This is a genomic window from Methylobacterium sp. NPDC080182, from assembly GCF_050281105.1.
Taxonomy (GTDB): Bacteria; Pseudomonadota; Alphaproteobacteria; order Rhizobiales; family Beijerinckiaceae; genus Methylobacterium.
The window spans coordinates 221,529-247,713 of the sequence record NZ_JBNNWO010000005.1 but is presented as its reverse complement, the minus strand read 5'-3'; the positions used below and the strand labels follow the sequence as shown (position 1 = coordinate 247,713).

General features: G+C 69.7%; 27 protein-coding genes, 1 tRNA gene and 1 pseudogene. 6 read left to right on the top strand and 23 right to left on the bottom strand.

Translation table 11 applies throughout. From position 1 onward, the window contains the following. Positions 1–5: 5 nt before the first annotated feature. Together ACQKQD_RS11755 and ACQKQD_RS11750 are read left to right on the top strand one after the other, a co-directional pair. A complete protein-coding gene (locus ACQKQD_RS11755) occupies positions 6–575 on the top strand; it encodes a type 1 glutamine amidotransferase domain-containing protein (RefSeq protein ID WP_091681534.1) in 570 nt (189 codons plus the stop codon). Between the two features lie 456 nt (positions 576–1,031). Continuing rightward, complete coding sequence (locus tag ACQKQD_RS11750; RefSeq protein WP_091681532.1) at positions 1,032–1,733, top strand: recombinase family protein; 702 nt, start codon at positions 1,032–1,034, stop codon at positions 1,731–1,733. A 74-nt stretch (positions 1,734–1,807) separates the two neighbouring features. On the opposite strand, the gene ACQKQD_RS11745 is transcribed toward ACQKQD_RS11750, so the two are convergent. From ACQKQD_RS11745 to ACQKQD_RS11725, 5 genes and pseudogenes are all read right to left on the bottom strand, one after another. After that, positions 1,808–2,071: a hypothetical protein gene (locus tag ACQKQD_RS11745; protein ID WP_091681530.1), complete on the bottom strand. Its 264-nt coding sequence runs from the start codon at positions 2,069–2,071 to the stop codon at positions 1,808–1,810. A 141-nt stretch (positions 2,072–2,212) separates the two neighbouring features. After that, positions 2,213–2,278: pseudogene (locus ACQKQD_RS11740) on the bottom strand (hypothetical protein); the annotation flags it as partial. A 339-nt stretch (positions 2,279–2,617) separates the two neighbouring features. Next, on the bottom strand, positions 2,618–5,377 hold the full coding sequence (locus tag ACQKQD_RS11735; protein ID WP_427508444.1) for a DUF3987 domain-containing protein: 2,760 nt from the start codon (positions 5,375–5,377) through the stop codon (positions 2,618–2,620). Between the two features lie 612 nt (positions 5,378–5,989). After that, positions 5,990–6,337 (bottom strand): hypothetical protein, encoded by a 348-nt coding sequence (locus ACQKQD_RS11730; RefSeq protein WP_139307699.1) that lies wholly within the window; start codon positions 6,335–6,337, stop codon positions 5,990–5,992. Then, on the bottom strand, positions 6,334–7,488 hold the full coding sequence (locus tag ACQKQD_RS11725) for a tyrosine-type recombinase/integrase (RefSeq protein WP_244491874.1): 1,155 nt from the start codon (positions 7,486–7,488) through the stop codon (positions 6,334–6,336). The genes ACQKQD_RS11730 and ACQKQD_RS11725 overlap by 4 nt, the downstream gene beginning before the upstream one ends. Before the next feature lie 222 nt (positions 7,489–7,710). Between ACQKQD_RS11725 and ACQKQD_RS11720 the strand changes: the two genes are divergently transcribed. Further along, positions 7,711–7,812 (top strand) — tRNA-Ser (locus ACQKQD_RS11720). A gap of 276 nt (positions 7,813–8,088) precedes the next feature. On the opposite strand, the gene ACQKQD_RS11715 is transcribed toward ACQKQD_RS11720, so the two are convergent. Beyond that, the gene (locus ACQKQD_RS11715) at positions 8,089–9,195 is read right to left on the bottom strand and encodes a ring-opening amidohydrolase (protein WP_427508443.1); all 1,107 of its coding nucleotides are present in this window, start codon (positions 9,193–9,195) and stop codon (positions 8,089–8,091) included. A 331-nt stretch (positions 9,196–9,526) separates the two neighbouring features. Between ACQKQD_RS11715 and ACQKQD_RS11710 the strand changes: the two genes are divergently transcribed. Continuing rightward, entirely contained in the window at positions 9,527–9,688 is a 162-nt protein-coding gene (locus ACQKQD_RS11710) for a hypothetical protein (RefSeq protein ID WP_170862999.1), read from the top strand. Positions 9,689–9,697: 9 nt separating this feature from the next. Here the strand turns inward: ACQKQD_RS11710 and ACQKQD_RS11705 are convergent, their stop codons facing one another. After that, positions 9,698–10,642 (bottom strand): LysR family transcriptional regulator, encoded by a 945-nt coding sequence (locus ACQKQD_RS11705; RefSeq protein ID WP_427508442.1) that lies wholly within the window; start codon positions 10,640–10,642, stop codon positions 9,698–9,700. A 243-nt stretch (positions 10,643–10,885) separates the two neighbouring features. On the opposite strand from ACQKQD_RS11705, the gene ACQKQD_RS11700 reads away from it, so the two are divergent. Next, positions 10,886–11,326, top strand: coding sequence for a hypothetical protein (locus ACQKQD_RS11700; RefSeq protein ID WP_091681523.1), 441 nt, complete (start codon positions 10,886–10,888; stop codon positions 11,324–11,326). Between the two features lie 82 nt (positions 11,327–11,408). Then, on the top strand, positions 11,409–11,897 hold the full coding sequence (locus ACQKQD_RS11695; protein WP_354455961.1) for a DUF302 domain-containing protein: 489 nt from the start codon (positions 11,409–11,411) through the stop codon (positions 11,895–11,897). Between the two features lie 257 nt (positions 11,898–12,154). On the opposite strand, the gene ACQKQD_RS11690 is transcribed toward ACQKQD_RS11695, so the two are convergent. The 16 genes from ACQKQD_RS11690 to ureE all read right to left on the bottom strand — a co-directional run bounded on the left by ACQKQD_RS11690 (position 12,155) and on the right by ureE (position 26,116). Further along, positions 12,155–12,841: a zinc metallopeptidase gene (locus tag ACQKQD_RS11690; protein ID WP_020095599.1), complete on the bottom strand. Its 687-nt coding sequence runs from the start codon at positions 12,839–12,841 to the stop codon at positions 12,155–12,157. A gap of 175 nt (positions 12,842–13,016) precedes the next feature. Continuing rightward, a complete protein-coding gene (gene soxA, locus ACQKQD_RS11685) occupies positions 13,017–13,808 on the bottom strand; it encodes a sulfur oxidation c-type cytochrome SoxA (RefSeq protein WP_427508441.1) in 792 nt (263 codons plus the stop codon). Between the two features lie 9 nt (positions 13,809–13,817). Then, positions 13,818–14,138, bottom strand: a complete 321-nt coding sequence (locus ACQKQD_RS11680) for a thiosulfate oxidation carrier complex protein SoxZ (RefSeq protein ID WP_020095601.1) — start codon at positions 14,136–14,138, stop codon at positions 13,818–13,820. 5 nt (positions 14,139–14,143) lie between these two features. Beyond that, positions 14,144–14,596 carry a SoxY-related AACIE arm protein gene (locus tag ACQKQD_RS11675; RefSeq protein WP_427508440.1) on the bottom strand — a complete coding sequence of 151 codons (453 nt, stop codon included), beginning with the start codon at positions 14,594–14,596 and terminating at the stop codon, positions 14,144–14,146. 29 nt (positions 14,597–14,625) lie between these two features. Beyond that, positions 14,626–15,099 (bottom strand): sulfur oxidation c-type cytochrome SoxX, encoded by a 474-nt coding sequence (gene soxX, locus ACQKQD_RS11670; RefSeq protein WP_427508439.1) that lies wholly within the window; start codon positions 15,097–15,099, stop codon positions 14,626–14,628. Next, on the bottom strand, positions 15,096–16,355 hold the full coding sequence (locus ACQKQD_RS11665; protein WP_020095604.1) for an NAD(P)/FAD-dependent oxidoreductase: 1,260 nt from the start codon (positions 16,353–16,355) through the stop codon (positions 15,096–15,098). Before ACQKQD_RS11665 ends, soxX begins: the two co-directional genes overlap by 4 nt. Further along, positions 16,355–16,639 carry a c-type cytochrome gene (locus ACQKQD_RS11660; RefSeq protein WP_427508471.1) on the bottom strand — a complete coding sequence of 95 codons (285 nt, stop codon included), beginning with the start codon at positions 16,637–16,639 and terminating at the stop codon, positions 16,355–16,357. Before ACQKQD_RS11660 ends, ACQKQD_RS11665 begins: the two co-directional genes overlap by 1 nt. A 19-nt stretch (positions 16,640–16,658) precedes the next feature. After that, positions 16,659–18,854, bottom strand: a complete 2,196-nt coding sequence (locus ACQKQD_RS11655) for a molybdopterin cofactor-binding domain-containing protein (RefSeq protein ID WP_427508438.1) — start codon at positions 18,852–18,854, stop codon at positions 16,659–16,661. A gap of 14 nt (positions 18,855–18,868) precedes the next feature. Continuing rightward, positions 18,869–19,330: a (2Fe-2S)-binding protein gene (locus ACQKQD_RS11650; RefSeq protein ID WP_020095607.1), complete on the bottom strand. Its 462-nt coding sequence runs from the start codon at positions 19,328–19,330 to the stop codon at positions 18,869–18,871. Positions 19,331–19,628: 298 nt separating this feature from the next. Beyond that, positions 19,629–20,861: an urea ABC transporter substrate-binding protein gene (gene urtA, locus ACQKQD_RS11645; RefSeq protein ID WP_091681517.1), complete on the bottom strand. Its 1,233-nt coding sequence runs from the start codon at positions 20,859–20,861 to the stop codon at positions 19,629–19,631. Positions 20,862–21,037: 176 nt separating this feature from the next. Further along, positions 21,038–21,874, bottom strand: coding sequence for an urease accessory protein UreD (locus ACQKQD_RS11640; protein WP_103985793.1), 837 nt, complete (start codon positions 21,872–21,874; stop codon positions 21,038–21,040). A 2-nt stretch (positions 21,875–21,876) separates the two neighbouring features. After that, the gene (ureG, locus tag ACQKQD_RS11635; protein WP_091977473.1) at positions 21,877–22,503 is read right to left on the bottom strand and encodes an urease accessory protein UreG; all 627 of its coding nucleotides are present in this window, start codon (positions 22,501–22,503) and stop codon (positions 21,877–21,879) included. 42 nt (positions 22,504–22,545) lie between these two features. Further along, entirely contained in the window at positions 22,546–24,258 is a 1,713-nt protein-coding gene (gene ureC / locus ACQKQD_RS11630; protein ID WP_091681513.1) for an urease subunit alpha, read from the bottom strand. Between the two features lie 10 nt (positions 24,259–24,268). After that, the gene (locus ACQKQD_RS11625) at positions 24,269–24,964 is read right to left on the bottom strand and encodes an urease subunit gamma (protein WP_091977471.1); all 696 of its coding nucleotides are present in this window, start codon (positions 24,962–24,964) and stop codon (positions 24,269–24,271) included. A gap of 10 nt (positions 24,965–24,974) precedes the next feature. Next, a complete protein-coding gene (locus ACQKQD_RS11620) occupies positions 24,975–25,658 on the bottom strand; it encodes an urease accessory protein UreF (RefSeq protein ID WP_427508437.1) in 684 nt (227 codons plus the stop codon). Further along, positions 25,652–26,116 (bottom strand): urease accessory protein UreE, encoded by a 465-nt coding sequence (gene ureE / locus ACQKQD_RS11615; RefSeq protein ID WP_427508436.1) that lies wholly within the window; start codon positions 26,114–26,116, stop codon positions 25,652–25,654. Before ureE ends, ACQKQD_RS11620 begins: the two co-directional genes overlap by 7 nt. Between the last annotated feature and the right edge of the window lie 69 nt (positions 26,117–26,185).

Sequence of the window (26,185 nt, the reverse complement as noted above, 5' to 3'; positions counted from 1 at the left end):
CAACCATGACCCTTCAGGGCAAGACCATCGCCATCCTGATCGCCCCTCGGGGGACGGAGGAGCCGGAGTTCACCAAGCCCCGCGAGGCGCTGCTCGCAGCCGGCGCGACCGTCACGGTGGTCGGGCTTGAGGCGGGCGAGGCCGAGACGGTCAACAACGACCTCGACCCGGCTGGGAAGTATCCGGTCGACAAGGTCATCGACGGCGTGTCCGCCTCAGACTTCGACGGGCTCGTCATCCCCGGCGGCAGCGTGGGGGCCGACAAGCTCCGCGGCAGCGAGGCCGTGGTCGGCTTCGTCCGGGACTTCTTCCAGCAGGCCAAGCCAGTCGGCGTCATCTGCCACGGGCCCTGGACGTTGGTGGAGGCCGACGTCGTGAAGGGGCGCAAGCTTACCTCTTTCCCGACCGTGAAGACCGACATCCGTAACGCGGGCGGTGAATGGGTCGACGCGGAGGTGGTGGTCGACAAGGGCCTCGTCTCCAGCCGCAACCCGAAGGACCTGCCGGCGTTCTGCGCCAAGATCGTCGAGGAGTTCGCGGAAGGGCGCCATCCGGAGCAGGCCCGCAGCGCCTGAGGCCGTCTCACGTCGGCTTCGGCATAGGCGAGCTCCGGCGCTCAAGCCGGTCGACCGAACACCACTTTCCCAGACTAGCAGCCGTTCGGTGCTGAAGCACACACCGGATGGCTGCTTTATGGAGCTCTGTTTCCTCACAGCAATGACTGGGTTGGGTCGGTAGGAGCCTGTCGGCTTTTCCGGCGTGTCGGCTCCTGAGTGGACCAGGCGACAACAGCCCAGAAGACGCAGGCGACGGCTCGGACAATTTGTCCGGAAGGTCTCAACCAGCGCAATTTTATCCGGGTGTCTCGCAAGCGCTGACAGATCGCTGTGAGGGTGTACCCGGGGGGGCTGGGGGCGGCCCTCGAGTGAGGCGATCAAAAACAGCGCAACGCTCATTCAAGCATCGTTGACATCCAATCCTGACGTATCATTCTGAGCAACGTCCGTTGCATAGAATGGTATGGTCATTCGATGACCCATGGCCGCTTCATCTCATACCTGCGCGTCAGCACTGATCGTCAGGGCCGATCCGGTCTCGGGCTAGAGGCGCAACGTGCAGCCGTCACCGACTATCTAAACGGCGGTGCCTGGACGCTGATCGCCGAGGTCGTCGAGATCGAGAGCGGTGCTAAGAGCGATCGACCTGAATTGGATCGCGCCCTGGCGCTCTGCCGGGCTCACCGCGCGATCCTCGTCGTCGCCAAGCTCGACCGCCTTGCCCGCGACGCGCACTTCCTCCTGGGCCTGCACAAGGCCGGCGTCGACTTCCTCGCCTGCGACATGCCTTCGGCTAATCGAATGACCGTCGGCATCATGGCCGTGGTGGCCGAGGAGGAGCGGCGGATGATCTCTGCACGGACGAAAGCGGCGCTTGCTGCTGCGAAGGCGCGCGGTCGCGTACTCGGCGGCTTCCGCGGTCGAGCCGGTACGGGTGACGATACAGCCCGAGCCCGCGCTGCCCTCCAATGCAACGCTGACGAGCGGGCGGCAGCACTAGCGCCTATCCTGAAGCGACTCGATCCCGACGGTACAGCCTCGCTGAATGCACTGGCGCGGGCGCTAACGGCCGAGAACGTGCCGACGGCGCGGGGGCGCAGCCTATGGACGCCGGTCGCCGTGGCGCGCCTGCGAGCTCGCCTCGTACCCGCTTCGCAACGGCAGGCCACGCTTTGATCTAATCCCGCAAGCCCGGGGCTTGGTCGTGGCCGCCCTACCCTGCCCCGACGCAGTCCTCGATCGACCATGGCTCAGTCGAATAGGCCGCCGATCGATGGCTCGTCTTCAAGCTCGCTCATTTCGGCGTCAAGCCGCGCCAGGTGAGCACGAAACCTCGCCCGCAGTGCGTCCAGCTCGGCTCGATCCGGCGTGGGCGCTGAGGGTGCCTCCTGCATGATCGTATGGAGCCAGTGCCGGGCTTCGCGTGCGCGGCGCCCAAACGTCCGATCGCGTTCGCTGCCCGGTTTGTGCGTGTTCCTCCATGCTTCCAGCCGCGCCAGCTCCTCGGCGGTCATGGCGGCGATCTCAGCGCGCCGCTGTCTACGTTTGCGAGCTTTGTGTGCGTCGCTACGCGGCTTGCCGGTCGGAAGGCCGTCTGGAAATCCCGGCGTGTGCCAGCCAGCTGGCCCATCGCCGCGTGGGGTGGCTCCCCCGTGGAAGCGGCAGCGGGTGCGCCCTTTCGCGGGAGTCTGTCGGCACGGCTCGCCGGTTGATCGGGCCATGGCACCACACATCGGGAAGGTTTCGCGCTCGGCATGGAAGCGCCGCAGCGCCCGAGCCCCAATGGACGGGAAGTCTGGCCGAACGGTGCGGCGTGAGCCACGTGATTCAGGACGCGTGCTCGCGGGGGGACGGCGGCGGCTCACGGCGTTCCTCCATGCGGTATGTCGTTGCGACCTCCACAGCCCCGATGGGGCATCCGATCCAGCGCCGGCAATGCCGCTCGCGTGCGCGCGAAGAAGTTCGGGAATGAAGGGGTCTGTGGAATATAAAGGTAGAAGAGAGAGGAAAGAGACATACCTATCGCGCACGCGAGCGGCATTGTCGGCGCCTCTTGGGCCTCAGACATCGCGAAGCTCCCGTTTCGCCGACAATGCCGCTAGCATTTGGGTGTGCGCTTGGGTGCGCCGCGCCTTCTCACGGTCGGCTCGTTCGGCGAACCGCACATGGATTCTCGGATCGATAGTCCACTTCGTCGGCCCGTCCGCGCTCATCTCAGCGACCGATACCCATCCAGCGTCCGCGAGCGCGCGCATCGCGGAGCGCGTAAGGTGCCGTTTGCCGCTGAGCGGCCGCCTCGCCTTCTCAATGTCTCTCGCCGTTACGGACAGGATGTCTGGTCGCGTGAGCAGATATCCGGCCACCTCGCGCGCCTCGACCGTCTCTTCCGCCGGCTCGCAGAACTCGCTGTAGAAGCGTAGAGCGTGGCGGACGAGGAACGCGACGAAGCGAGATGCGCGTTGCGCGGTCTCAGCGGTCACCTCGTGTCCCGACTCTGTCGACACCCCTCCCGTTAGATCCCAGGTGTCGAGCGCGTGGAACGTCAGGGCGATCCGGTAGATCAGCCCCTCCCATTTGGATATGTGGCCTTCCCAAGCCGCTGAAGCACCCGGCAGGCGACCCAGCGCCCGTACCCGCGTCCATGTCCCGGTGAGGATCGTGCGGGCCTCCGGCGAGAGCTGCACTGTACGCCCGGCCGCCGCGCGGAGCGCGAACATCCCTCGTACAGCTCGCTCGTACTCAGCTACCGCAGCACCGTCTGCGGGCACATCGAGCGGCGTCCGCTCCGCACCGTCATCTGTCACGAAGATCAGGCGCTGTAGGAAGCCGTCAGTGCCGAGGTTTTGCGCGTGCTGACGGATTTTGTCTGGCTGCGTCGAGGCGATGAGGCCCATCAGGGCACTGTCGGCTCGTGTGGAGCCCGTCATGCGATCGACGCTGATGTCGCCGCCATCGATCAGGCGAAGCATGGTGCTTCGATCGCCGTCGCCGTTGCGCTTATAGGCTCCGAAGCTGCCGAGAAACGCGAACAGCTCGTCGGGCGCGCGAATGATCCCGCACGGATTGTCTGCATGGATGCGAACCTGCTTCTCCAGGGTCGCATCATCGACCCAGAGCCGCCGCATGGGCGGTGCAGGTGGGAGTCCTCCGGCTGCCTCACGCTTGCTCTTCGCCGCCCGCACCATGGCTTCGCGAGCGGCCTGCTCCTGGCAGCTCTGGCGATACAGCTCGCGATCAATCTGTTTCACCGGTCGCAGTACCGCAGCGATTGTGGGCGACTTCTTACGACCGGGCCGGGCCACGATCACCACAGACAATGTGGCTGGCACGCTGAAGTCGGCGCTGTGTGCGTTCACCTGAAGCTTGAGCGCGTTGCCGATCGTACCGGCGAGGGCTGCCACGGCCGCGGTCGCGACGAAGCTCTCGGGCACGCCCATTTGGGTCGCGATGGTGCGCGCGATCCCGTCGACCACGCCCGGCAGGCTGCCGGCGGGCGGTGTCGACAGATCCGCCGGATCATCGTCGCCGAAGATGTCGACCAGCTCGCCGATCTCGCTGGCAGCCTTCTCACCCTCCCTTTCGCCGGCCACCTCGAACCCGTCCTCGATGGGCTCGAAGAAGTCCCCTGGCTGAGCGTCCGGCTTGACCCGAGCCAGAGCGTTCGCGACGGTTTTGCGCAGGTAGTACTCGGCCCGCCCATCGTCGCGGGCCTCGGCTTCCGCCTCGAACTTATCCGGTGAGTACGCCGCAATGATCGCGGCCACGTCGGCTGGTTCCGAGATGCCGGCCTGGATCACCGCGGCGGCAACGGCGTAGTCTCGCGCTGAGCGATCGCCCGGCATCGCTTCTGCTGCCAGGCATTTGTCGAGCTGAGGGCGCGCTGCTCGCGCACGCGTCAGCCGCTCCACCAACTCCGGATCCAAACGCTCCGGGGCTCCGACTGCCTCCCACGCAGCCGAGAGATCGAAATTGAGCTTGGCGGCGGTGGCCGCTCGGGCAGTGGCCGCTCGGGCAGTGGCCGCTCGGGCGGTGATCGGAGGTGCCAGAATGGCGAGGTGGTCGAGCGTGTGCAGGCGCCGTGGGTCGTACACCTTGCCTAGCACCGGGGCGGACACGCGCTTGCGCGCCCGCTTCTTCGCGTTCGGCAGGTTGACGGTCCCGGGCATGCGGAACAGGTGCGAGACGTCGTGGGTGTTGTCGCCACCGTTGAGCAGCGCGAAGCCGCGCGCCTGCGCCTCCGCGGCTGCGATGGTCTGTGGCGTGGCCTGCAGCGATTCCCGCAGCAGCCACACTCCCTGATAGCCGCCGCCGCTGTCGATGACGGCGCTGGCCTCCTGTCGTTGGCGCCAGTCAAGCGCCTGATGCCAGAGTCTTTCCCGTTCCTTGCTCAGGCCGCCATCGTCGGCGGTGGGGTCGAAGTGCGGATCGCAATCGATGGCGATGCCGCGGATGCGCGCGATGTCCGCCTTGCACACGCGGCCATGCTTGCCCTGCTGTTGCTCCCGAGGGACTGGCTCGTTCAGTGTGAAGTAAAGATTGTGCTTGCCCTGGCGCGCCTCGATCCACCGGCTCAATGCATCGCGCTCGGTCGGCAGCGCGAAGGTCGCCCCGTGGCAGCCGCCTAACTCTGGATCGATCGCCGCGACCGCGAGAAGCCCTGAGCCAATCAGCGCTATGAGAAAGGCGACCGCCGCTTCCGTGTCCCAGGCTGGCAGGGCCGGCGCACGCATTTGGACTGATGCGGTGATTGCGGGCACGGGTGCCTGGCTACCGACCATTGGCAGGTGGCCGCTGCCGCTCTCCGGAGTGCTTGCGTCCATGATGAAGTTCCGGCGAGCGTTGTGTGGTCGGCACCCGGCCCGCGTGGCGGCGAGGCCGAGGCGGCGACTTTCTAAGGATGGGTGGGCTGCGCTCGAGCGCGGCGTGTACGGCGCGCTGCTGGAGCTGCGACTCTCGTCAGATCACGACTTGGATCGCGTGCAGGATCGACTAGCGATCGTTCGCGATGGTCGAGCGCTGAGTACTCGGCTCCTCACCGAAGGGCGGCGCGGGCCGCCTCGGATCGCTTCGCCCGAGCCGCAGCGCCACGAGTCCCAGGCCGCCAAGGCTCAGCGTTTTCGACCAGCGTTAGGACACCCGAGGTCTCAACGACGACCCGACCGGCGAGGCGCCGGAGTGTGAGCCGGCCGTCAGAAGCGAGGCGATAGATCGTGCTCCGCGACAGCCCGGTCACCTCGGCCGCCACATCCATCCGTAGATGAGGGCGCTTCTGCCACGGGATGGCGTCTGGACGTTCGCGGTGCTTAGCGGTTGGACGTGACATGCTACAGCCTGCCCTTGTCTGATCTGTCTGACGACAAAGAGACACGGCTTCGCATGGGCGTCACGGCGGGGCTAAAATGATTCTCTATCTGCCTGTGCGACAAGCATAATCAGTCGAAAGTCCATCTGCTATCTTTTCGGCGCTCTTCCCGCTTGCGTGCCTCGCTTCGGTCTCGCCGCAGCCGCCGCTTCACAGTCTCCTCCTTGATCTCGTTCCCTGTTCCCTCTGCCGCTAGTTGCTTCGCGAAGCCGGCTTTGTTGAAGCCGACCTCCATCTGAATGAAGCGCAAGATCATTGGCTTCAGCGCCACCGGCGGGCGCCCTCGTCTCTCGGGTTTTCGAACTGTGGGATCGCCAGAGCGGCTCGTTTCCGGGTCGTAGGACCGGCTTCCAGGTGGCCGGCCGCGGAGTTTGCCGGCCTTCGTCCACTTCTTCTTGGCGCGCTGCCGCTCCGTCACGCCGCGGCTCCATCGACAGGCTTCAGCGTAGCGACTGCGCTCGGCGCCAGCGGAGTGACGGCTCGACGGGCGATCTCCTCCGTCGCCTCAACGATGTATGCGGAGTAGTGGTCCTCGATCATCTGCACGCTGGTGTCGTGCAACGCCGCGACGAGTCTCACCGGCACGCCGGCGCTCAGTGCTCGTACGATCGAGCTATGTCGCAGGCACAGCATGACTGTCCCAGGAGGTGCCTCTGCGCGGGTTCGAGCCCTGTCCCAAAGGCGCAGCGCTGCTGAGGCTGTGGCCCAAGGCCCCCTATCAACCCGCTCCCAAGTAACGGGCCCGACCTGTCTATGCCGCCAATGGAGCAGGAGCGGCTCGTGACTGCGTCGGCCGGCAAGGGCGACCTGGAGCCGCTCGATCACGTCGGCTCCGACCGGCACGGCAATTGGCGTCGGGCGCTTACCGGCGCGGCCCTTGTTCGAGGGTGGCACCATGATCCGACCACGCGCGACCTGCACGTCGCCCACGGTGATCCTGGCGACCTGAGAGTGGCGAGCCCCGGTGGCTGCCATGACCAGAACGAGCCGCCCGAAATCACCGGTCTCGTCGACAGCAAAGGCCGCGTCGACAAGGCGGCGGATCTCAGCATCGGGCAGGACCTGCTTGCGCGCGCTCGACCCTGCCGAGTTCGCCTTCGTACCGGCACGGATCTCGGCGGCAAGAGTAGCTGGAAGCACGCGACGATGGTGTTCTGCGGCTGCGTTGAGCGCAGCGCGCAGGTCGTTCAGCAGCCGGTTGACGGTCGTGGGTTGCAACTCGCTCGATAGACGCTGTCGCCAAGTCCGGATGGTGCTCGCGTTGAGCTTCGCCAACTGCGTCTCGGCGAAAGCTTGATCGGAGAGGACGTGCTTTCCGAGGCGCTTCTCGGCGTCCTTCCCCGCTGTGGGGGCACGCTCTGAGCGAGTGGCGACATAGGCCCCGACGGCAGTGCGCACGGTCGGGACCTCGGCATCGTCCCCCTCCCCTTCACCGTCGAGACGACGTACCTGAGCGCGCGCCCAGTCGATGGCTGCCGTCACGGCAGCTGGGTACGAGAGGGCATCCGGATCCGAGCCAGGATCGTCAGCTTGGGCGAGGCGTTGCTCGACGCGGTTCCCATCGATCACCAGCTTGACGATCCAGGTACCCGGTCCTCGCGCTGGCTTGCGGTAGCCCAGGCTAACGCCGCCTCGGCCTCCCGAAACACCCTGCCAGCGTGGGTTCTTGGCCGACGGAAGCCGGACCCGCTTAGCGACGCTATCGAAGCTGCTAGGCTTTGCCATCGATCGGTCTCACAGAGCGTCTCACACAGACGGTGAGACCAATTATGATAGTGGGAGACGAAAAAAGCGAGTGCGCAGAGGGGAATGGGGTGTGCGCCTCTGTCCTCTTTGTCTCGTAGCGGCCCTTTCACGGCGAAAACACGGGTTCGATTCCCGTAGGGCGCGCCAACAAAATCAAGCGCTTGGCTGCATCTGGCGGCCTGCCTAGCTTCTCTTGGGAAAAATTCGCGGCGAAATGGCTCCTGCCGTGTACCCGTGGCTTGGCCTGTTCCTCATCGCCCTTGGATGCGCAGGCCGATTTCGCTGTTGCGGCCTTGCGCCCACTCTCGCAGCCTGATTATCACCAACGGGCGGTTGCAGAGGGCCGGTGCAGGGGACAGGTCGAACGGCTTTGTCCCTGACTCTCGGCAATGCGGACGCACTTCTGCTTCCCCGCCCCCGGCTTCAGTCCCTCACGCGGGCGATGACCGCTACCGGGCCGCCGCCATCCGGCCCCTGATGCTCAGCGCCGCCGGAGACGAAGAGGTCCGTCCGGCCGATCGCCGCGGCGGCCACGCCGCCGACCAGGGCGCGGGCGTGCCGGGTGGCGTTGATGTCGCTGTCGTCGTTCATGATGTGGCGCCGTCCCCGGATCAGGCCGTCATGGGAGGGCTCCGCTTTGGCGAGCAGGGCGATCACGCGCTCCGCCTCAGGAGGCGGCAACTGCCCCGCCTCCAGGAAGCCGAGGTCGGTGAGCACCCGCCGAATCGCGGACAGGTCGATGCCATCGTCCATGACCCGGTGGGCGATGGCGAGCGGTCCGGTCCAGCCCTGGGCGTTGCCGAGCACGATGATCTCGTTGCGCATCAGCTCGATCCCCGCCGAGCAACTGGCGCGGCCGGAGAAGAGATCGCGTCGGGTGCCGATGGCGGAATCCGCGAGATGTTCGCGGTCGACCTCTCCTAGGGCGAGCGCGATGCCGAGCGCCGAGGCGCCGCGGGATAAGCCCATCGAGGCGTAGGTGTCGTGTGTGGCAACGCCGTGGCCCCGGGCGGCCGCCTCGGCGATCCGAGCGCTCGTCAGGAGCGGGCACTTCACCTGCACGAAATGCACGTCCGCGGGATCGGTGAGCCCCGCCTCTGCCATGGCCCGGCCGACCGCCGCCGCAGTCGCCTCGACCTGCGCCATCCGGCCGATCTCCTCCGCGCGGAACTCCTGGGTGAAGGCCGTGCCGATGGCGAGCGCCTTGCCCTCCGGCACCGCGGGGCCTTCACGCCGGGCGAGGACGAGGAAGTGCGGCGACAGCCCGCCTTCGGTGCCGCCGGACATGACGAGGGCGATCCGCGCTCCGACCTCCGCCGCCGTACAGCCGAGGGCGGTGGCGAGCGCCGTCTCCAAGGCCATCACCGCGAGCTGCCGGGTGAAGTCATTCACGCAGCCGTTGCCCTCGGTCTTGCCGAAGATCGCGACGATCTCGGTCGCGTCCACCGCCCCGGAGCCGACGAGGCCCATCACCTCGGAGACGTCGGCGGGATGCTGCGCGGGCACGCGGAAGACGAGGCATTCGGGCATGGGGGAACCGGGGTGGAACAAGAAGGGGCGCCGCCCTTCCATTGGGGCGATCCCGTCGTCTGTCCGCGTCCAGCGACGACAGAAACCGGCACGATCGGGTGGCCATCAGGGGCAAGCACAGACCGGACCAAATTCGGAGAATCCCCGGGCCTTCTACTGCGCGGGAGAAGCAACGCGTTGATCGGCTCCCGACGCCGAAGCAGCAGGATGGCCCAATCTGTGGTAGAAGCAGATCGTCTCTAGACCCCTCTATGCCGCCGTTCCGGTAGCGACCCTGGCTGTGTCGAAACCTCGATGGTGGTAGCTTTGTCCGGCACGCCCGGGGGGCGGCATGGAACGGTTCGTTGTCGGCGCCGAGCGCGATCAGACGACGCTGTTCCCGCCTTATCTCGAAGATCGGATCGCCGAGGACAACCCTGTCCGGGTCGTCGATGCCTTTGCTGCCTCCAGGGGCACCCAAACGGAAAGGTGGCTCAGGGACCGAGGGGCGTGAGGCTACGAGTTATACCGCGTCTTCGTGGGCGCTACCGGCCTCCCGTCCCAGGCGAACCATGACCTCCCGCAGCCAGCGATGGGCGGGATCGCGGTCATAGGAGGCGTGCCACAGCATGGAGATGACGATCTCCCCGGTCGGCACCGGGACGGGGCTCGTCGCCAGGCCGAGTTGGGTCGCGAAGGTGGTGGCCAGCTCGTCGGCCATCGTGGCGATCAAGGGCGCGGCCTGCACGTGAAACGGCACGGTGGCGAAGCGCGGCGTCGTCGCCGCCAGCCTCCGCGTCCGGCCCACCTTCGCGAGCGCCTCGTCCACCACCCCCGGGCCGACGCCGGTCAGGTACGTCAGGATGTGCGGGAAGCGGACGAAGTCGTCGAGCGAGAGCGGACCGCTCACGCCGAGCAGCCGGGGATTGAACAGGCTCAGGAAGCCGAAGCGATAGAGCGGCCGGACCTTGTGGTGGACCTGGCCCTCGGAGATCATGCCGACGGCCATGTCGATCCTGTCGGCGTCGAGGTCCCGCAGCACGCTCCCGTAATCGAGGCCGACCAGGTGCAGGCGGATGCCGGGCGCCTCGCATGCGAGGAACGCGAGCAGGCGCGGGATGAGACGTACCTCGACGCTGCCGGGAATGGCGAGCGTGAAGGACCGCTCGACCTGCGAGGGGGCAAAGTCGTCCTCCCGGAGGACGATGCCCTGGAATTGGCGCAGGGCGGCGCGGACCGGCTCGACGAGGGCGAGCGACCGCGGTGTCGGGCGCATGCCGTCCGGCGTGCGCGTCAGGAGCTCGTCGCCGAGGAGCCTGCGCAGGCGGGCAAGGCTGCTGCTCATGGCGGATTGCGTGATGCCGACCTTCGCGGCAGCGCGCGTGACGCTGCTCTCGGTCAGGAGTGCGTCCAGCGCCACGACCAAGTTCAGGTCGATGCCCGCGAGGTCACGGTGCTTGATCGTCATGGTCAGGTCCGCCGGTGGCTCGCGACCATGGTCTCGGCGACCGGACAATGCGGCATCCGACCGAGCGAGACCATCAGGCTTCCGAGCCGCATCGGCCGCGCCGTCGCGGCCGTCGAAAACCGAACCATCATTTACGGCGTAGATACTGGGTATCAATCGCATCTGTTTGATGAATGCGCCTCCCGGCCGCATCTCCTCCTCATCGAAAGACGGGCCACCCCGTCACACCGAGAGGATCGAGAGATGACCCACCCTACCATCACCCTCACCGCCGCCCTGACGATGACCGTGGCGTCCCTCCTGCCGGCCGCCGCGTCGGAGGTGACCCTCGACACCGCCGCGCACGGCGCATTCTCCGTCCCCGCCGTCATCGGCGCGGCCCACCATACGCCGGGTCTCGCGCTGAGTGCCGCCGACGTCCGTGCGCAGGGTGGTCTCCTCGTACCGGCCCTCACGCGCTGGCAGGAGGCTCGGCCGGCCATCGCCTCCGTCGAGCCCTTCAAGGCGCCCGCCACCATCACCGTGGCCTATCGGAGCCGAGACGTCGCGACGCATGCCGCGCAGGTCCTCAAGCAGGGGGGCTTCGCGACCGCGGGCGTCGTCCGGTGGCTGCCCGACGCGCCTGTTGCGGTCGAGGCCAACACGAACACGGTCAAGCTCGGGTCGCTTGAGGCCATGAACTGAGCGAGCACGCGGACAGGCCGAGGACGAGCAGTCGAGGCCCGCCCGGCGAGCCGCCCGCTGCATGAAGTCAGGAGATCAGATCATGTCCGACCACTTCGCGTCGACCGAAATCGCGGTCGAGCACGTCACCCTTTCCTCGGCCAAGTCTTTCGAGGCGGTCCGATCCGCCTTGGAGGCTTCGGTGCCCGTCATCGACCTCGATTACGCCACGCTCCTGAAGGCTGGACGAGTGGACGAGGCGCGCGACCTCCTCGAACGGCAGGCGCCGCTCTCGATCTTCGGCTCCCGAGACCATGGCGATGTGCTGCGCACCGCCGGGTTGAGCCGCAAGGCCGTCCAGTACGACATCGGCAACCCGCTGACGGCCGCGTCGATGACCCGGCACGCCGTTTCTGCCGCCTTGTACGCGCCGATCCGGGTGCTTCTGCGTGAGGATTCCGAGGGTGGCGTCGCCTTCGAGTACGACCGCCCGGTCAGCACCTTCGGCCAGTTCGCGAATCCGCAGGTCGACCGCGTCGCTGGCGAACTCGATGAACTGCTTCGGAGCACGCTCGCCGCGGCCGCCGCGTGAGGTGAGGCGCTCGAGAACGCCGCGGATCGGTGCCGAGTGTCTCCGTTCCGCGGGGCGCGCCGTGACGCGGCAGCTCTGTTCCACGCGCGGTTCCGACGCTTGTTCGGCTTCACGGCAGCTTCGGCCGCGACCAGACCGTCTCAAAGCCACCCCTCCGAGACGTTCGAGCGGTCGTTCGGTGGTGACAGAGGCTGGCTGATCGAAGGCAACCCGCTCGCGGCCGAGCAGAGCAGGAGCGGACGCGCGTTTGGTAGGTCTCAGAACCGGAGGAGTCGCCGGAAGCGGGCGATGTTCACGAGCGACACGAGGGACGAGGCCACGTAGGTGAGGGCTGCGGCGCGCAGTACGGTGCGGGCGCCACGCATGTCGTCAGCGTCGAGGAAGCGGCCCGTTTCCAGGATGGGCAGAGCCCGGCGGTAGCTCGCATCGAGCTCGACGGGCAGCGTCAAGAGGTGAAACACGAGGCGAACGCTGAGGAGCGCGATGCCGAACCCGACCTGCAGGGTGAGCAGGGCGGGGGATTTGATGACGGCGAGCATGATGGGCGCGGTCATCATCACCAAGCCTGCGGCAAGCTCGAAGCCCTGCACGACCGGCGCGAAGGTCACCCGCGCCGCGAGCAGCCGGTCCCCCGCCGCGTGCTGGAGCGCGTGGGAGACCTCATGTGCCGCCACCGCGACCGCCGTGATGGAGCGGCCCTCATGGTTCTCCGGCGACAGGCGCACGACGTTCGCGACCGGATCGTAGTGGTCGGCCTGCGCGATCTCGACGGGAACGTGCTCGAGCCGTGCCAAGTCGAGCAGATGGCGGGCAAGCTCGCCGCCGGTCCCGGGCAGGTCCGGCCTCTCGGTGGCGTGTTGCCGCATCACCCGGCGCACCCACCACTGGGGGCCGAACACGAGACCGAACAGCAGGGCGGCGCCGAGCGCCAGGAGGATCGGCATACCGGGTATGTAGGCGCGGGGCCGAATCCGTGGAAGCGCGGCGCTGGCTCGACCGCTGGAGCCACAGTCGTGGATCGACTGGTGGCTGAGGCGTTCGCGCTTCGGCCGTCCGGCGGGTCACCGCGGCGGTCGACGAGGTGCGCGCGGCGTCGAGCGGTGGCCAGTCCGAGCTCGATCAGGGGCGCACGGCCGGCGTCTCCAGCGGCAGCGGCGCGGCGCGCGTCGCGAGGTAGAGTTCGAGCGCAACATAGTCCGGCGCGCCGTACCCGAAGGGCTCGGCGCGCATGCCGGTGAGGCAGTTGCGCAGGCGCCGCTGCAGCGAGCCGAGACCTTGCCATTCGAGGCGGTAGAGCGGGTAGCCGGTCGGGTGTCCCTGCGGGATCATCGCTGCGCCGAGGCGGTGACCCCGATGGTCGTCGTGGCAGATGGCGCAGGACAGGCCGAGCTGGCCCTGGCGCGTCTCGAACAGCGCGCGACCCGCCGCCCGCGCGGGCTCGAGCCGGGGATCGTCCGGCGGAGCGATCGGCAGCCCGCGGGACTGCGCGGCGACGAAGGCCGTGAGCGCCAGCAGGTCGGGGCTCTCGTAGGCGAGGGCCTCGGAGCCCTGATGCTCGCGGCGGCACGCGTTGACGCGAGACTGGAGGTCGATGGGCCTGCCCGTCCGCGCGTCCCAAGCGGGATAGCGTGCCGCGACGCCCCGCATCGTGGACGAGGCCTCGCCGTGGCAGCCGGCGCAGGCGAGTGCCCCGGAAATGGGCGCCTTCGCCCAGAGGTCCTCCCCGTCCGCGACCGCGAGCATGCCGGGATTGGCCCCGTCGTCCCGCTGCATCGCCTGGATCTCGGGGCTCATCTGGTCGAAGCCCGAGCGTCGCTCGGCCGGCGGGACCGGCTCCGACCGCGCGAGAGGGCTGGAGAGGAGCAGCGCCACGAGCGCCGTCTGCAGCGGGGAGCCCGAGCGGCGCGGCACGGCGGAGACTCAGGCCACGGTGATCGCCGCGGATTCGGTCTGATCGAAGCCGCCATCGCCGCGCCACGTGAAGCTGAAGCGGCCGCTGCGCGTCGCGACCCAGGTGAAGGTCAGGTAGGGGTTGGCCGCCGAAGCGGGAAACAGCTCGGCCCGGAAGATCTCCTCGTCCTCGAAGCGGCAGACGAAGTCCGTCACGATGTTGCGCGGCAGGATCCGGCCGTCGGCACCGGGGCGGAAGCCCGTCTCCATCGGGTGCGAGATCAGGGTCCTGATCGTGATCGTGTCGCCGGGCTCGGCGGTCTTCGGCAGGTTGATCAGCGTGCGGGCCATCGGGGTCAGCCCTCCAGGCAGGCGGCGAGGGTCACGATGGCATCGGCGCTCGCCGACCAGTAGGTCCCGTCGCTCATCTCGGCGATGGCGGTGATGCGCTGCGTGTCGGCGAGCCGGATGCGTGTCGAGACCTGCGCGCGGCCGGCGCCCGGCCGCAGGTGGACCGTCACGACGTTCGGCTGCGGGTTCCTCTCGTTGAACACCCCGATCCGGCGCACGTGCTCCTCGGGCGTCATCGCGCTCTCGACGGCGACGGTGAGCGGCACCGTGTTGCCGTTCTCCACGAGCGGCGGCAGGTCGAGGGTCACCCGGCCCGGTCGGATCGGGTTGTCACCCGCGAAGCGTCGGATGGCGGATTCCGTCGTTTCCGTGCGCGGGAGCGTCGCCGCGGCGGCGGAGCGCAGCGCGACGGCGAGCGCGGTGCCGACCGCCCCGGCGAGCACGCCGCGCCGGTCCATCGAACGCGCGCTCCGTCTCCTGTGCCTGCTCATCGACCTTCCTCGGGACCCGCCTCGCGCAGCGTCGCCAGGAAGGCGACGACATCCTCGATCTCGGCCGCGCTCAGGATCGGCCGCCCCTGCCACGGCCGCCCCACGCGGGTGAGCCCTGTCAGGCTATAGTACGGTGGCATGATCGTCTCCGGGTTCAAGACCCGTCCGTCCACCAGCCGCAGGCGCAGCTGACCCGAGCCCAGCCGCCCGCCGACGCCCGCGAGATCCGGGGCGAGGTTGCCCTGGAACCGCTCCTCCGGGAAGGGCCCGGTATGGCAGAGAAGGCAGAGCCCGCGGGTCCGGTCCACGACGATGGCCCGGCCGCGCGCGGCATCGCCCGGCGCGCCGGTCAGGCTCTCGGGGATGGCGTCGCCGACGATCGCGGCGGGGACCAGGCCCTCCCCGGCCTGCGCCGGTGGGGCGGCGGCGACTGCCAGCACGAGCATGGCGGCCACGCGGCCTTCCCTCATCCGAACACGTCCCGGGTGATCGTCCGGTACCAGCTCTCGCCGTAGGCCGCCTCCTGCGCGCGCACCGCGTCGGGCGCGTCGAGGGGGCTGATGCCGCCGGCTCCCGGAACGTCCGCCAGGAGGCCGTCGGTCGGGCGGAAGACGCCCGCGATCGAGATGCCGTTGCCCGGTGCGACGAGGCTCCAGCAGGTGTTGATGAGCCTCGGGCTCTCGGGCTCCCGTCCGGCCATCAGGTCGATCACCGCCTGCGCGCAGACTTTGGCCTGCGCGTTCGCCGAGAAGGCGGATTTCGGCATCGCCCCTGCGATCGCCGCGTCGCCGATGACATGGATGCCCGGCACGAGGCGCGATTCGAAGGTCACCGGATCGATCGGGCACCAGCCGCTGCGGTCGGCGCAGCCGGCCTGCGCCGCGATGGGGCCGGCGCGCTGGGGCGGGATGATGCACGCCACATCGGCCTTGTACTCGGCGAAGTCCGTGCGAACGACCATCGCGGCGGCGTCGACTTCCGTGACCGCACCGCCCGAGGCGAGCGGCACGTATTCGAGCACGTCCGGGTACAGCTTCGCCCAGGCCGCCTCGAACAGTTTCTGCTTCGAGAACGTGTCCTTGGCGTCGAGCAGGACGAGCTTCGCCTTCGGCTTCCGGGTCTTCAGGAAATGCGCGATCAGGCTCGCGCGCTCGTAGGGGCCGGGTGGGCAGCGATACGGGTTGGCGGGTGCCGAGAGGACCACCGTGCCGCCCTCCGGCATGGCCTCGAGCTGGCGGGCGAGGAGCACCGTCTGCGCCCCGGCCTTCCAGGCATGGGGCATCGCCTCGGCGGCCTTCGCGTCGTAGCCCGGCACGGCGTCGAAGCGCAGCGCGATGCCCGGCGAGAGCACCAGGCGGTCGTAGGGCAGGACTGTGCCGTCGCCGAGCGTCACCCGGCGCGCCACAGGGTCGACCGCATCCGCCGTTCCGCGCACGAAGCGGAGCCGAGCCCGACCGAGGGCCTCGTAGCCGAAGGTCTGGGCCTCGATCCCGCGCAGGCCAACGACGACCGCGTTGCTGCCCGTGCAGGCGACATAGCGCTCGGCCGCCTCGACCAGGGTCACGTCGACGCCGCCCGCGGCGAGGCAGCGCGCCGCCGTGGCACCCCCGAACCCGGCGCCCACGACCACGACGCGCGGCGCTGTGCCACCGAGGGCCGGGCGCGCCAGCGCGGCGGCCGCGGCTCCGCCGATCAGGGCGCGGCGGGTCGGAGAAGGAGCGCGCATCACCGCGATCCCTGCGCCGCGAACCAGGCGGCGATGGCCTGGCTCTCCTGCGCGCCGAACCCCTTGGCGATGCGGTTCATGAGCGTCGCCGGGCGCGCGCCGGTCCGGAAGGCCTCGAGGGCGCCGACGATCTCGGCTTCCGGCCGCCCCGCGAGCACGCCCATCGCGGAGCCCTCGGCGTGGCATCCGGAGCAGGACGAGGCGCCGGGCGGCGGCCGCATCTCGGCGGCGCACGCGCCCGTTCCCCCGGCGAGGGCGGCGAGCAGCGCGAGCGCCGGCGTCATCGCCCTCATGCCCGTCCCCTCATGCCCGGCGGAGATCCGTGTCCTTCAGCGGAAGCTGGCGGACGCGCTTGCCGGTCGCAGCGAAGATCGCGTTGAGCACGGCCGGCGCGGCGACCGCGATCGTCGGCTCGCCGACGCCGCCCCAGAAACCGCCGGACGGCATCAGGATGGCCTCGACCGCCGGCATCGCGTCCATCCGCATCACGGGATAGCTGTCGAAGTTCGTCTGCTCGATGCGCCCGTCCTTCACCGTGCAGGCGCCGTACAGCGCGGCCGAGAGACCGTAGACGAAGGAGCCCGCCACCTGCGCGTCGATCTGCTGCGGGTTGACCGCGTGGCCGGGGTCGGTCGCCGCCACGATACGGTGGATCTTCAGCTCGCCCCGGTCGGAGACCGAGACCTCGGCCGCGCCCGCGACGTAGCTCCCGAACCCCATCGTCTGGCAGATGCCGCGGTAGACCCCCTCGGGCGGCTTGCTGGCCCATCCGATCCGCTCGGCCACCGCCTGCAGCACGGCCCGGTGCTTCGGGTGGTTGTCCATCAGCTTCAGCCGGAAGGCGAGCGGATCCTGGCCGGCGGCGTGGGCCAGCTCGTCCATGAAGCATTCGAGATAGATGGCGTTCGGGTTCAGGTTCACGCCCCGCCAGAAGCCCGGCAGGATGTGCGGGTTGCGCATCGCGTGGTCGACCAGGATGTTGGGGATCGTGTAGCCGATCGCGGCCTCCGGACCTCCGGGGTTGAGACCCTGGAAGGTGACCGGGTCGCGGCCCTCGACCATGCGCTGGGGGGCGACCGAGGCCAGGATCGACTGGCCGGAGATGCGCATGTGCAGGCCGGTCAGGTTGCCGTCCCCGTCGAGGGCGGCGCGCATCCGGCACTGCGTGACCGGGTGGTACCGGCCATGCGTCATGTCCTCCTCGCGGGTCCAGATCAGCTTGACCGGCGTGCCCGGCATCTCCCGCGCGATGAGCACCGCCTGACGCACCCAGTCGTGCGTGGCGCCGCGCCGGCCGAAGCCGCCGCCGAGATGGATCTTGTAGACCTCGCACGACGTGGCCGGCAGCCCGGCGGCGTCGGCGGTCGCGGCCAGAGCCGCCTCGCCGTTCTGCGTCGGCGTCCAGACCTCGCAGCGCTCCGGCGTCCAGAGCGCGGTGGCATTCATCGGCTCCATCGTGGCGTGATTCTGGAACGGTACGCCGTAGACGGCCTCCACCACCTTGGCGGCGCCCTTGAGGGCGCCGGCCACATCGCCGGCCTTGTTGCCGACGAAGGCCTGCTCGGCGTCGAGTCCCTCGCGCAGGGTCGCCGCGATGGTCTCGCTGGAAACCGTCGCGTTCGGACCATCGTCCCAGGCGACCGGGAGGGCGTCGAGGGCGGTCTTGGCGCGCCAGAACGTGTCGGCCACCACCGCGACCGCGCTGTCGCCGACCTGGAGCACTCTTCGGACACCGGGCATGCCCGACACAGCCGCGGCGTCGAAGCTCCTCACGCTGCCGCCGGTCACCGGACAGTCGCGGATCGCGGCGTTGAGCAGGCCGGGCAGCTTGAGATCGATCCCGTAGACCTGGCTGCCGTCGAGCTTGGGCAGGGTGTCGAGCCGCTTCAGCGGCTTGCCGGCGATGGTCCAGTCCTTCGGATCCTTGAGCACCACGTCCTTCGGCGGCTCGATCCTGGCCGCCTCCGCGGCGACGGCGCCGTAAGTGATGCTGCGGCCGGAGGGGCCGTGGGTGATCACGCCCCGCTCGACGCGGCACTCGGCGGCGGGTACGCCCCAGCCCTTCGCGGCGGCGGCAACGAGCATCGTGCGGGCGGCGGCGCCGCCTCTTCGCACGTACTCGTGAGAATCGCGCACGCCGCGGCTGCCGCCGGTCGAGTAATCACCCCAGACGCGCTTGCGGGCGAGGTTCTGGCCCGGGCTCGGATACTCGGTGGTGACCCTGGCCCAGTCGCAGTCGAGCTCCTCGGCGACGAGTTGCGCGAGGCCGGTGAGCGTGCCCTGGCCCATCTCCGAACGGGCGATGCGAATGACCACGGTCTCGTCCGGCTTCACCACGACCCAGGCATTGACCTCCGGCGCGGTGGGCGCCGCGTCGAGGGTTGCAGCCCGTGCGGGGAACGGGATGTGGAAGCCGAGGGTGAAGAGACCGGCGCCGGCGAGCAGCGTGCGGCGGCTGGGGCGGGCAGCCTTCGGAGAGGCCTTGGATTCGAGGCTCATCTGCTCGTCCCCCGTCAGCCGGACTGGCCGCGCTCGGCGGCGATCTTGATGCCGGCGAGCACACGGTTGTAGGTGCCGCAGCGGCAGATGTTGGTGATCTCCTGGCGGATCTGCTCCTCGCTCGGACGCGCGTTCTGCGCCAGCAGCGCCGCCGAGGCCATGATCATCCCGGGCTGGCAGAAGCCGCATTGCGGCACGTCGAGCTCGGCCCAGGCTTGCTGGACCGGATGGCGGGCATCCGGCGCTAGCCCCTCGATCGTGACGATCTTCTGCCCCGCCTCGATCGCCGAGAGCGGCACGGAGCAGGAGCGGACGGCCGCCCCGTCGATATGCACGGTGCAGGCGCCGCATTGGGCGATGCCGCAACCGTACTTGGTGCCGGTCAAACCGATCTGCTCGCGGATGACCCAGAGGAGCGGGGTGTCGGCCTCGGCATCGACCTCACGCACGACGCCGTTGACGTTCAGTCGTGCCATCTGACCCCTCTCCCGAACGAGATTATGTATCCAGTATCCTCAAAGCGGGGGAGGCCTCAAGGGAGGGCGTGAGCGACCGTCGGCAGCAGCCATCCGGCGCTCGGACAGGTCGACGTCTGCGACCCGAAGGCGCCAAGGCTCTTGAGGCCCAAGGCGTGACCTCTCCTGCCATCGAACCGACTTCCCGCAGATCCCGGCCGCCGTCAGCTGGATCGGAACCGAGCACCGAGCCGTGGCCGCTGGCCTGACGCTGCTCTCCGAGCGGATCGACGCGCATCCTCCCAGCCGTCAGCCTGGCCTACTGGTACCCTTTCGGGAACGGATCGGGCTTGATCAGCTCGGGGCTGGTGTAGACGATCTCGAACTGGCCGTCGGGCTTGGCCCGGCCGACCCGCGTCTTCGACCAGAGGTGGTGGTTCTCGTCGATCTTCACGTAGCCTTCCGGCGCGCCCTTGAACTCGAGGCCGGGCGAGGCCGCCACGACCTTGTCGACGTCGAAGGTGCCGGCCTTCTCGCAGGCCATCTTCCACAGGAACGGGCCGAGATAGGCCGCCTGCGTCACGTCGCCGATGACCGTCTTCTCGCCCCACATCTTCTTGAACGCGGCCACGAACGCCTTGTTGTTCTCGTTCTGGATCGACTCGAAGTACTTCATGCACGAGTAGGCCCCGGCGATGTTCTCGCCGCCGATGCCGTCGACCTCGTCCTCGGTCACCGACAGCGTCATCAGCACCTGCTTCGACAGGTCGATGCCCGCCGCCTTGAGCTGCTTGTAGAACGCCACGTTCGAGCCGCCCACGATCGTGGCGAAGATCACCTTCGGCTTGGTGAGCTTGATCTTGTTGATGACCGAGTTGAACTGCGTGTGGCCGAGGGGGAAGTACTCCTCGCCGACGACCTTGCCCTTGAGCACGGTCTCGATGTGCCGGCGGGCGATCTTGTTGGAGGTGCGCGGCCAGATGTAGTCCGAGCCGATGAAGTAGAAGCTGTCGCCGCCCTTCTCCTTATGGACCCAGTCGAGGCCGGCGAGGATCTGCTGGGTGGCCTCCTGGCCGGTGTAGAAGACGTTCTTCGACTGCTCCAGGCCCTCGTAGAAGGTCGGGTAGTACAGCAGGCCGTTGTACTGCTCGAAGACCGGCAGCACCGCCTTGCGCGAGGCCGAGGTGAAGCAGCCGAACACGGCGGCGCAATGGTCGTTGACGAGGAGTTTCTTGGCCTTCTCGGCGAAGGTCGGCCAGTCGGAGGCGCCGTCCTCCTGGATGATCTTGATCTTGCGGCCGAGCACGCCGCCGGCGTCGTTGATCTGCTGGATCGCCAGCTTCTCGCCCTGGCTCGGCCCGGTCTCCGAGATCGCCATGGTGCCGGTGATCGAGTGCAGGATGCCGACCGTCACCTCGCTGTCGGTCACCGCCAGAGCGCCGGCCTCGGCGGCCGCCGCGACGCGCGGCAGCGATGCCGCGAGCGGGGCCGCCGCCAGCCCGAGCAGCAGGCGCCGGCGGAGGGTGAAGTGCGCGGGATCGTCTGTCGCCATGGGGAGCAAATCCTTCAGATCGTTCGAGAAGGTGGGCCGCCCCGTCCGCACCGGATCAGCCGTCGCGCACGGGATCGTCTCCTTCGGCACATTTCTTCAAAAGAAAATAAATTTCGCAAGATGAAAACATCGGCAGCCTGCCCATATCGGCGGCGGCGCTCCCGGGCGCCGGCTTCCTATTTGCGGCGGCGCGCCGGGGCGAGCCCGGTCAGCGCCGCGAAGGCGCGACCGGCGGCCGCCTCCAGCCCCGCCGCCAGGGTGCCGCCGTCGGGCGCGAGGAGCCGGAGGCCGAGCCCGGCCGCGTTCGGCAGCGGGCTGAGCCCGGCCCGGCAGCCGGTGCGGTCGGCCGCGGCCTGGACGTCCCCGGGATCCGGCAGGCACGGGGCCGGACCGAGGATGACGAGGGCGCCGTAGGCCCGCCACGGGCCGAGCGGCGAGGCCGGATCGCGGAATTCGGCGCCGGCGATGCGCGCCCGCTCGCGGACCAGGACGGCCCCCGCCGCCGTCTCGATGCCGAGGGCGAGCTCGACGTGCTCGAACGGCCTGCCGCGGCCCTCCGGGTCGTGACACGCAATGCTCTCGGAGACGACGGCACGGGCCCCGGGCTCGAGCGTGACCCGGGTCGAGGCCGAGAGGGCGGCGCCGGGGAACAGGATCAGGGGATCGGGCACGCAGTGGAGGAAGGCATCGGCGCCGACGCGGATCCGCGTGTCCTGGCGGGCCGGCTGGTCGGCGCTGCGATGGACGACCGTGGCGGCCTGGGTGGTGACGTGCGCCGCCGAGCCCGGACCCATCGCGATGTCGAGGCCGAGACGGTCGCCGCGGTAGAGGCCGCCGGAGGCCGATTGCAGGTACAGGGTGATCAGCTCCGGCCGCTGCGGATACAGGCGGAACGGCTTCGTGATGTGGAACGGGTACGGCACGTGCTGGTCGGCGAGCACGCTGGTCCCGCCGCCGCGCACGAAGCCGAGGCGGGCCGTCGCGCGGCGGCCGGTCTGGACGTCGTCGGGCACGGCTAGGGCGCGAACAGGACGGCCCGGCCGATGGCATCCGCCACCGCGTCGATGCCGAGGCCCGCGCGCGCGTTCGTGGCGAGGACCGGCCTGCCGCTCCGGACCCGCGCGGCCTCCGCGAGCATCCCGTCGAGGTCGACGCCGACATGCGGCGCGAGGTCGATCTTGTTGATCACGAGGAGGTCGCAGCGCAGCACGCCCGGGCCGCGCTTGCGCGGGATGTCGTCGCCGCCGGCCACGTCGATCACGAAGATCCACCAGTCCACGAGGTCGAGGGAGAAGGTCGAGGCGAGGTTGTCGCCGCCGGATTCGAAGACGAGCAGCTGCAGGCCCGGGAAGCGCGCCTCCAGCGCGTCGCCCGCGGCGATGTTGAGGGTCGGGTCCTCCCGGATCACCGTGTGCGGGCAGGCCCCGGCCTCCACAGCCTCGACGCGGCGCGGATCGATCAGCCCGGAGCGGCGCAGCCGCTCGGCGTCCTCCTTGGTGACGAGATCGTTCGTGATCACCGCGAGATCGACGCCCCGCGCCCGCAGCACGGGGATCAGCCGCTCGATCAGCGCGGTCTTGCCGGATCCGACCGGGCCGCCGATCCCGATCCGGGCGGCGTTCGCGGGAGTCACGTCGGTCATGGGGAGCGGGGCCGTGAGAGGGGTGGCGGGGTTCGGCGGCGCTCAGCGCAGCATGTAGCGCTGGGCGAGCGGCAGGGTCCGGGCCGGCTCGCAGGTGGCGAGCACGCCGTCGACGAAGACGTCGAAGGTCTGCGGGTCGACGCGGATCTCCGGGCAGGCGTCGTTCCAGAGCATGTCGGCCTTCGTCAGCGTGCGGGTCCCGCGGGCGGGCAGGAGCGCCTTGCGCAGGCCGAGCCGGCCGCCGAGATCGGCCTCGATCGCCAGGGGATGGACGAAGCAGGCCGAGAGCGCCTGCTTGGCGCGCCCGAAGGCGCCCCATTGCGGGCGCATCAGCACCGGCTCGCAGGTCATCAGCGAGGCGGCGGAATCGCCCATCGCGCCCCAGGCGATGAAGCCGCCCTTGATCACGAGCTCCGGCTTGATCCCGAAGAAGGCCGGCCGCCAGACCACGATGTCGGCCATCTTGCCGGGCTCCAGCGAGCCGACATGCTCCTGGATGCCGAAGGTGCGCGCCGCGTTGATCGTGTACTTGGCGATGTAGCGCCTGATCCGGGCATTGTCGCCGAAGCCCGGCCTCTCCTCGGGGAGCGGGCCGCGCTGGTCCTTCATCTTCGAGGCGAGCTGCCAGGTCCGGCAGACGACCTCGTGGATCCGGCCCATGCCCTGGCTGTCGGAGCCGAGCATCGCGATCGCCCCGATGTCGTGGAGCACGTCCTCGGCCGCGATGGTCTGGGCGCGGATGCGGCTCTCCGCGAAGGCCACGTCCTCCGGCAGGGCCGGGTTGAGGTGGTGGCACACCATCGTCATGTCGAGGTGCTCGTCGAAGGTGTTGACCGTGTAGGGGTTGGTCGGGTTCGTCGACGAGGGCAGGCAGTGGGGCAGCCCGGCGACCCGGATGATGTCCGGCGCGTGGCCGCCCCCGGCCCCCTCGGTGTGGTACATGTGGATGGTGCGGCCGCCGATCGCCGCCAGCGTGTCCTCCACGAAGCCCGACTCGTTCAGCGTGTCGGTGTGGAGCTGGACCTGGAAGTCGTACGCGTCGGCGAAGCCCAGGCAGGCGTCGATCGCCGCCGGCATCGCGCCCCAGTCCTCGTGGATCTTGAGGCCGAGGACGCCGGTCTCCAGCTGCTCCTTCAGGGCGGCCGGCCGGTGGGTGTTGCCGCGCCCGAGGAAGCCGAAATTGACCGGCCAGGCCTCGGCGGCCTGGAGCATGCGGCCGGTGTTGAACGGGCCGCCGGAATCGATGCCGACGGTGATCGGCCCGAGCGAGCCGCCGAGCAGGGTCGTGACGCCGGAGGCGATCGCGTGGTCCGGCAGGCCGGCGGAATCGAAGTGCACGTGCACGTCGATGGCCCCGGGCGTCGCGATCAGGCCCTCGCAGTCGCGCACCGTCGTCCCGGCCGACACGATCAGGCGCGGGTCGACGCCGTCCATGATCGCCGGGTTGCCGGCCTTGCCGAGCGCCACGATCCGCCCGTCCTTGATGCCGAGATCGCCCTTCTGGATGCCGAGGACGGGGTCGATCACCACGACGTTGCAGAGGAGGAAGTCGAGCGCGCCCTGCGCGGCGGTCACCCCGGGCGCCATCCCGATCCCGTCGCGCAGGGTCTTGCCGCCGCCGTGCAGGCACTCGTCCCCGTAGACGGCGTGGTCGTGCTCGACGACCGCCACCAGGGCGGTGTCGGCGAGCCGCACCCCGTCCCCGGTGGTCGGCCCGTAGAGGGCGGCGTAGTCGCGGCGCGGGATCGTCACCATGGCACTCTCCCTAGGCGCCCTTGAAGCCGCGGGCCTTGGCGCGGGCGAGGGCCGCCGCCCGCGCCGCGTCGTCGGGCAGGGTCCCCTGCGTCAGGTCGTTGAGCCCGGTCAGCTCCCGGGCGCCGCCGAAGCCGACCAGCGTCACGGTCTTGCGCTGGCCCGGCTCGAAGCGGATCGCCGTCCCGGCCGGGATGTCGAGGCGGTAGCCCAGGGCCGCCGCCCGGTCGAAATCGAGCGCCCGGTTCACCTCGAAGAAGTGGTAGTGCGAGCCGATCTGGACCGGGCGGTCGCCGGTGTTGACGACGTCGAGGGTGACCCGCGGGCGGCCCGCGGCCAGCTCGATCGCGCCGTCGGCCGGCAGGATCGCGCCGGGCTCCAGGGTGTCGGCGGGGGCGCCCGCCCGGGCGCGGACCGGCTCGTGGACCGTGACGAGCTTGGTGCCGTCCGGGAAGACGCCCTCGACCTGCAGGATCGGCAGCATGGCGGCGATGCCCGGCATCACGTCCTCGGTCGACAGGATCGTGGAGCCCCAGCCGATGAGGTCGGCGACGCTGCGCCCGTCGCGCGCGCCCTCCAGGATCTCGTCGGTGATGAGCGCCACCGCCTCCGGGTAGTTGAGCTTGAGGCCGCGGGCCCGGCGCTTGCGGGCGAGCTCGGCCGCGGTGAAGATCGTGAGCCGTTCCAGCTCGGTGGGCGTGAGCAGCATCACCCGCTCCCTAGTTGGCGAACAGGCGCAGGTCGGCGCGCGCGTGCCGCATCGCGGCGACCTCGATCAGCGGCGTGAAGCCCGTGAGGACGATCGCGCCGTCGGGGTCCTCGGTCACGGGCCGCTCGGCGATCTCCGCGACGAGCGGCAGCACCGTCTGGAGGGCCTGCTGGCCCTGGATGGCGCCCACCTGACCGAGCCGGACCGTGGCCGAGACCAGGCCGGAGACGAGCTGGTAGCCGGCGACGGCCGCCGCCTCCGCTTCCGACAGGCCCAGCCCCCGCCACAGGGCGCCCTGCACGGTGGCGAGGTGCCCCAGCATGAGCCCGGACCGGATCGCGGCGCGGATGTCCCCGGCACCGGGCGTGGCGAGCCGCGCGTGGGTGGTCAGCAGGGAGGCGCCGTTGCGCCGGCTGCCGGTGCGCATCGCCTCGACGAGGGTGGCCGCCTCCACGGCGGCGTCGATGCGGCCGAGCCGGGCCGGATCGGGGCCGGCGCGGTGGGCGAGGATCAGGGCGACGCGGTCGCTCTCCGCCCACCGGAAGCGCACGAGGGCCGTGAGCGTCCGCGTCAGTCTCCCCGTGTCGAAGGCCGGGTCGCCCGCGACGAGCCCCTCGATCCCGTTGGAGAAGGCGAAGCTCCCGCTCGGGAAGGCGGCGTCGGCCTGCTGGAACGCCAGGAGCCGGCTCAGCACGGCGCCGCCTCGTCGAGGATGGTGTGGGTCACCTGCCGGTCGGTGACGAGGGCGCCGAGGCGGACGAGGTACGCGTCGGCCGGTCCGTCCAGGGCCACCAGGAGGGCGCCGTCGGCGAAGCGGACCCGCCAGTGGAGGTTGCCGGCGTGGTAGCCGAGTTCGAGGGCGGCGGCCTGGCTGTCCGGGACGAGGCGGAGCCAGCGCTCGGAGCCGACCCGGGCGACGAGGGCGCGGTCCGCGTCCAGCGCCAGCACGGCCCCGTCGAAGAGCGGCTCGTCCCGCGGCAGGGCGAGGGCGATCTCCTCGCCGGACTGGGTGGTCGCGCGGATCCGCCGCCGGGCGACGTCGGTGCTCGACACGACGAGCACGTCCACCGCGCCGTGATGCGCGAGATGGTGCAGGCGCTCGGCCATCCCGGATTCGTGCCGGCTGCCCAGGATACGATGGATCACACGCATGTCGGTCCGCGTCCCGCTCCCCGTGGCCAGGATCGATCTGGGCCTTGCAAGAGCCGGTCCGCCGCTCGG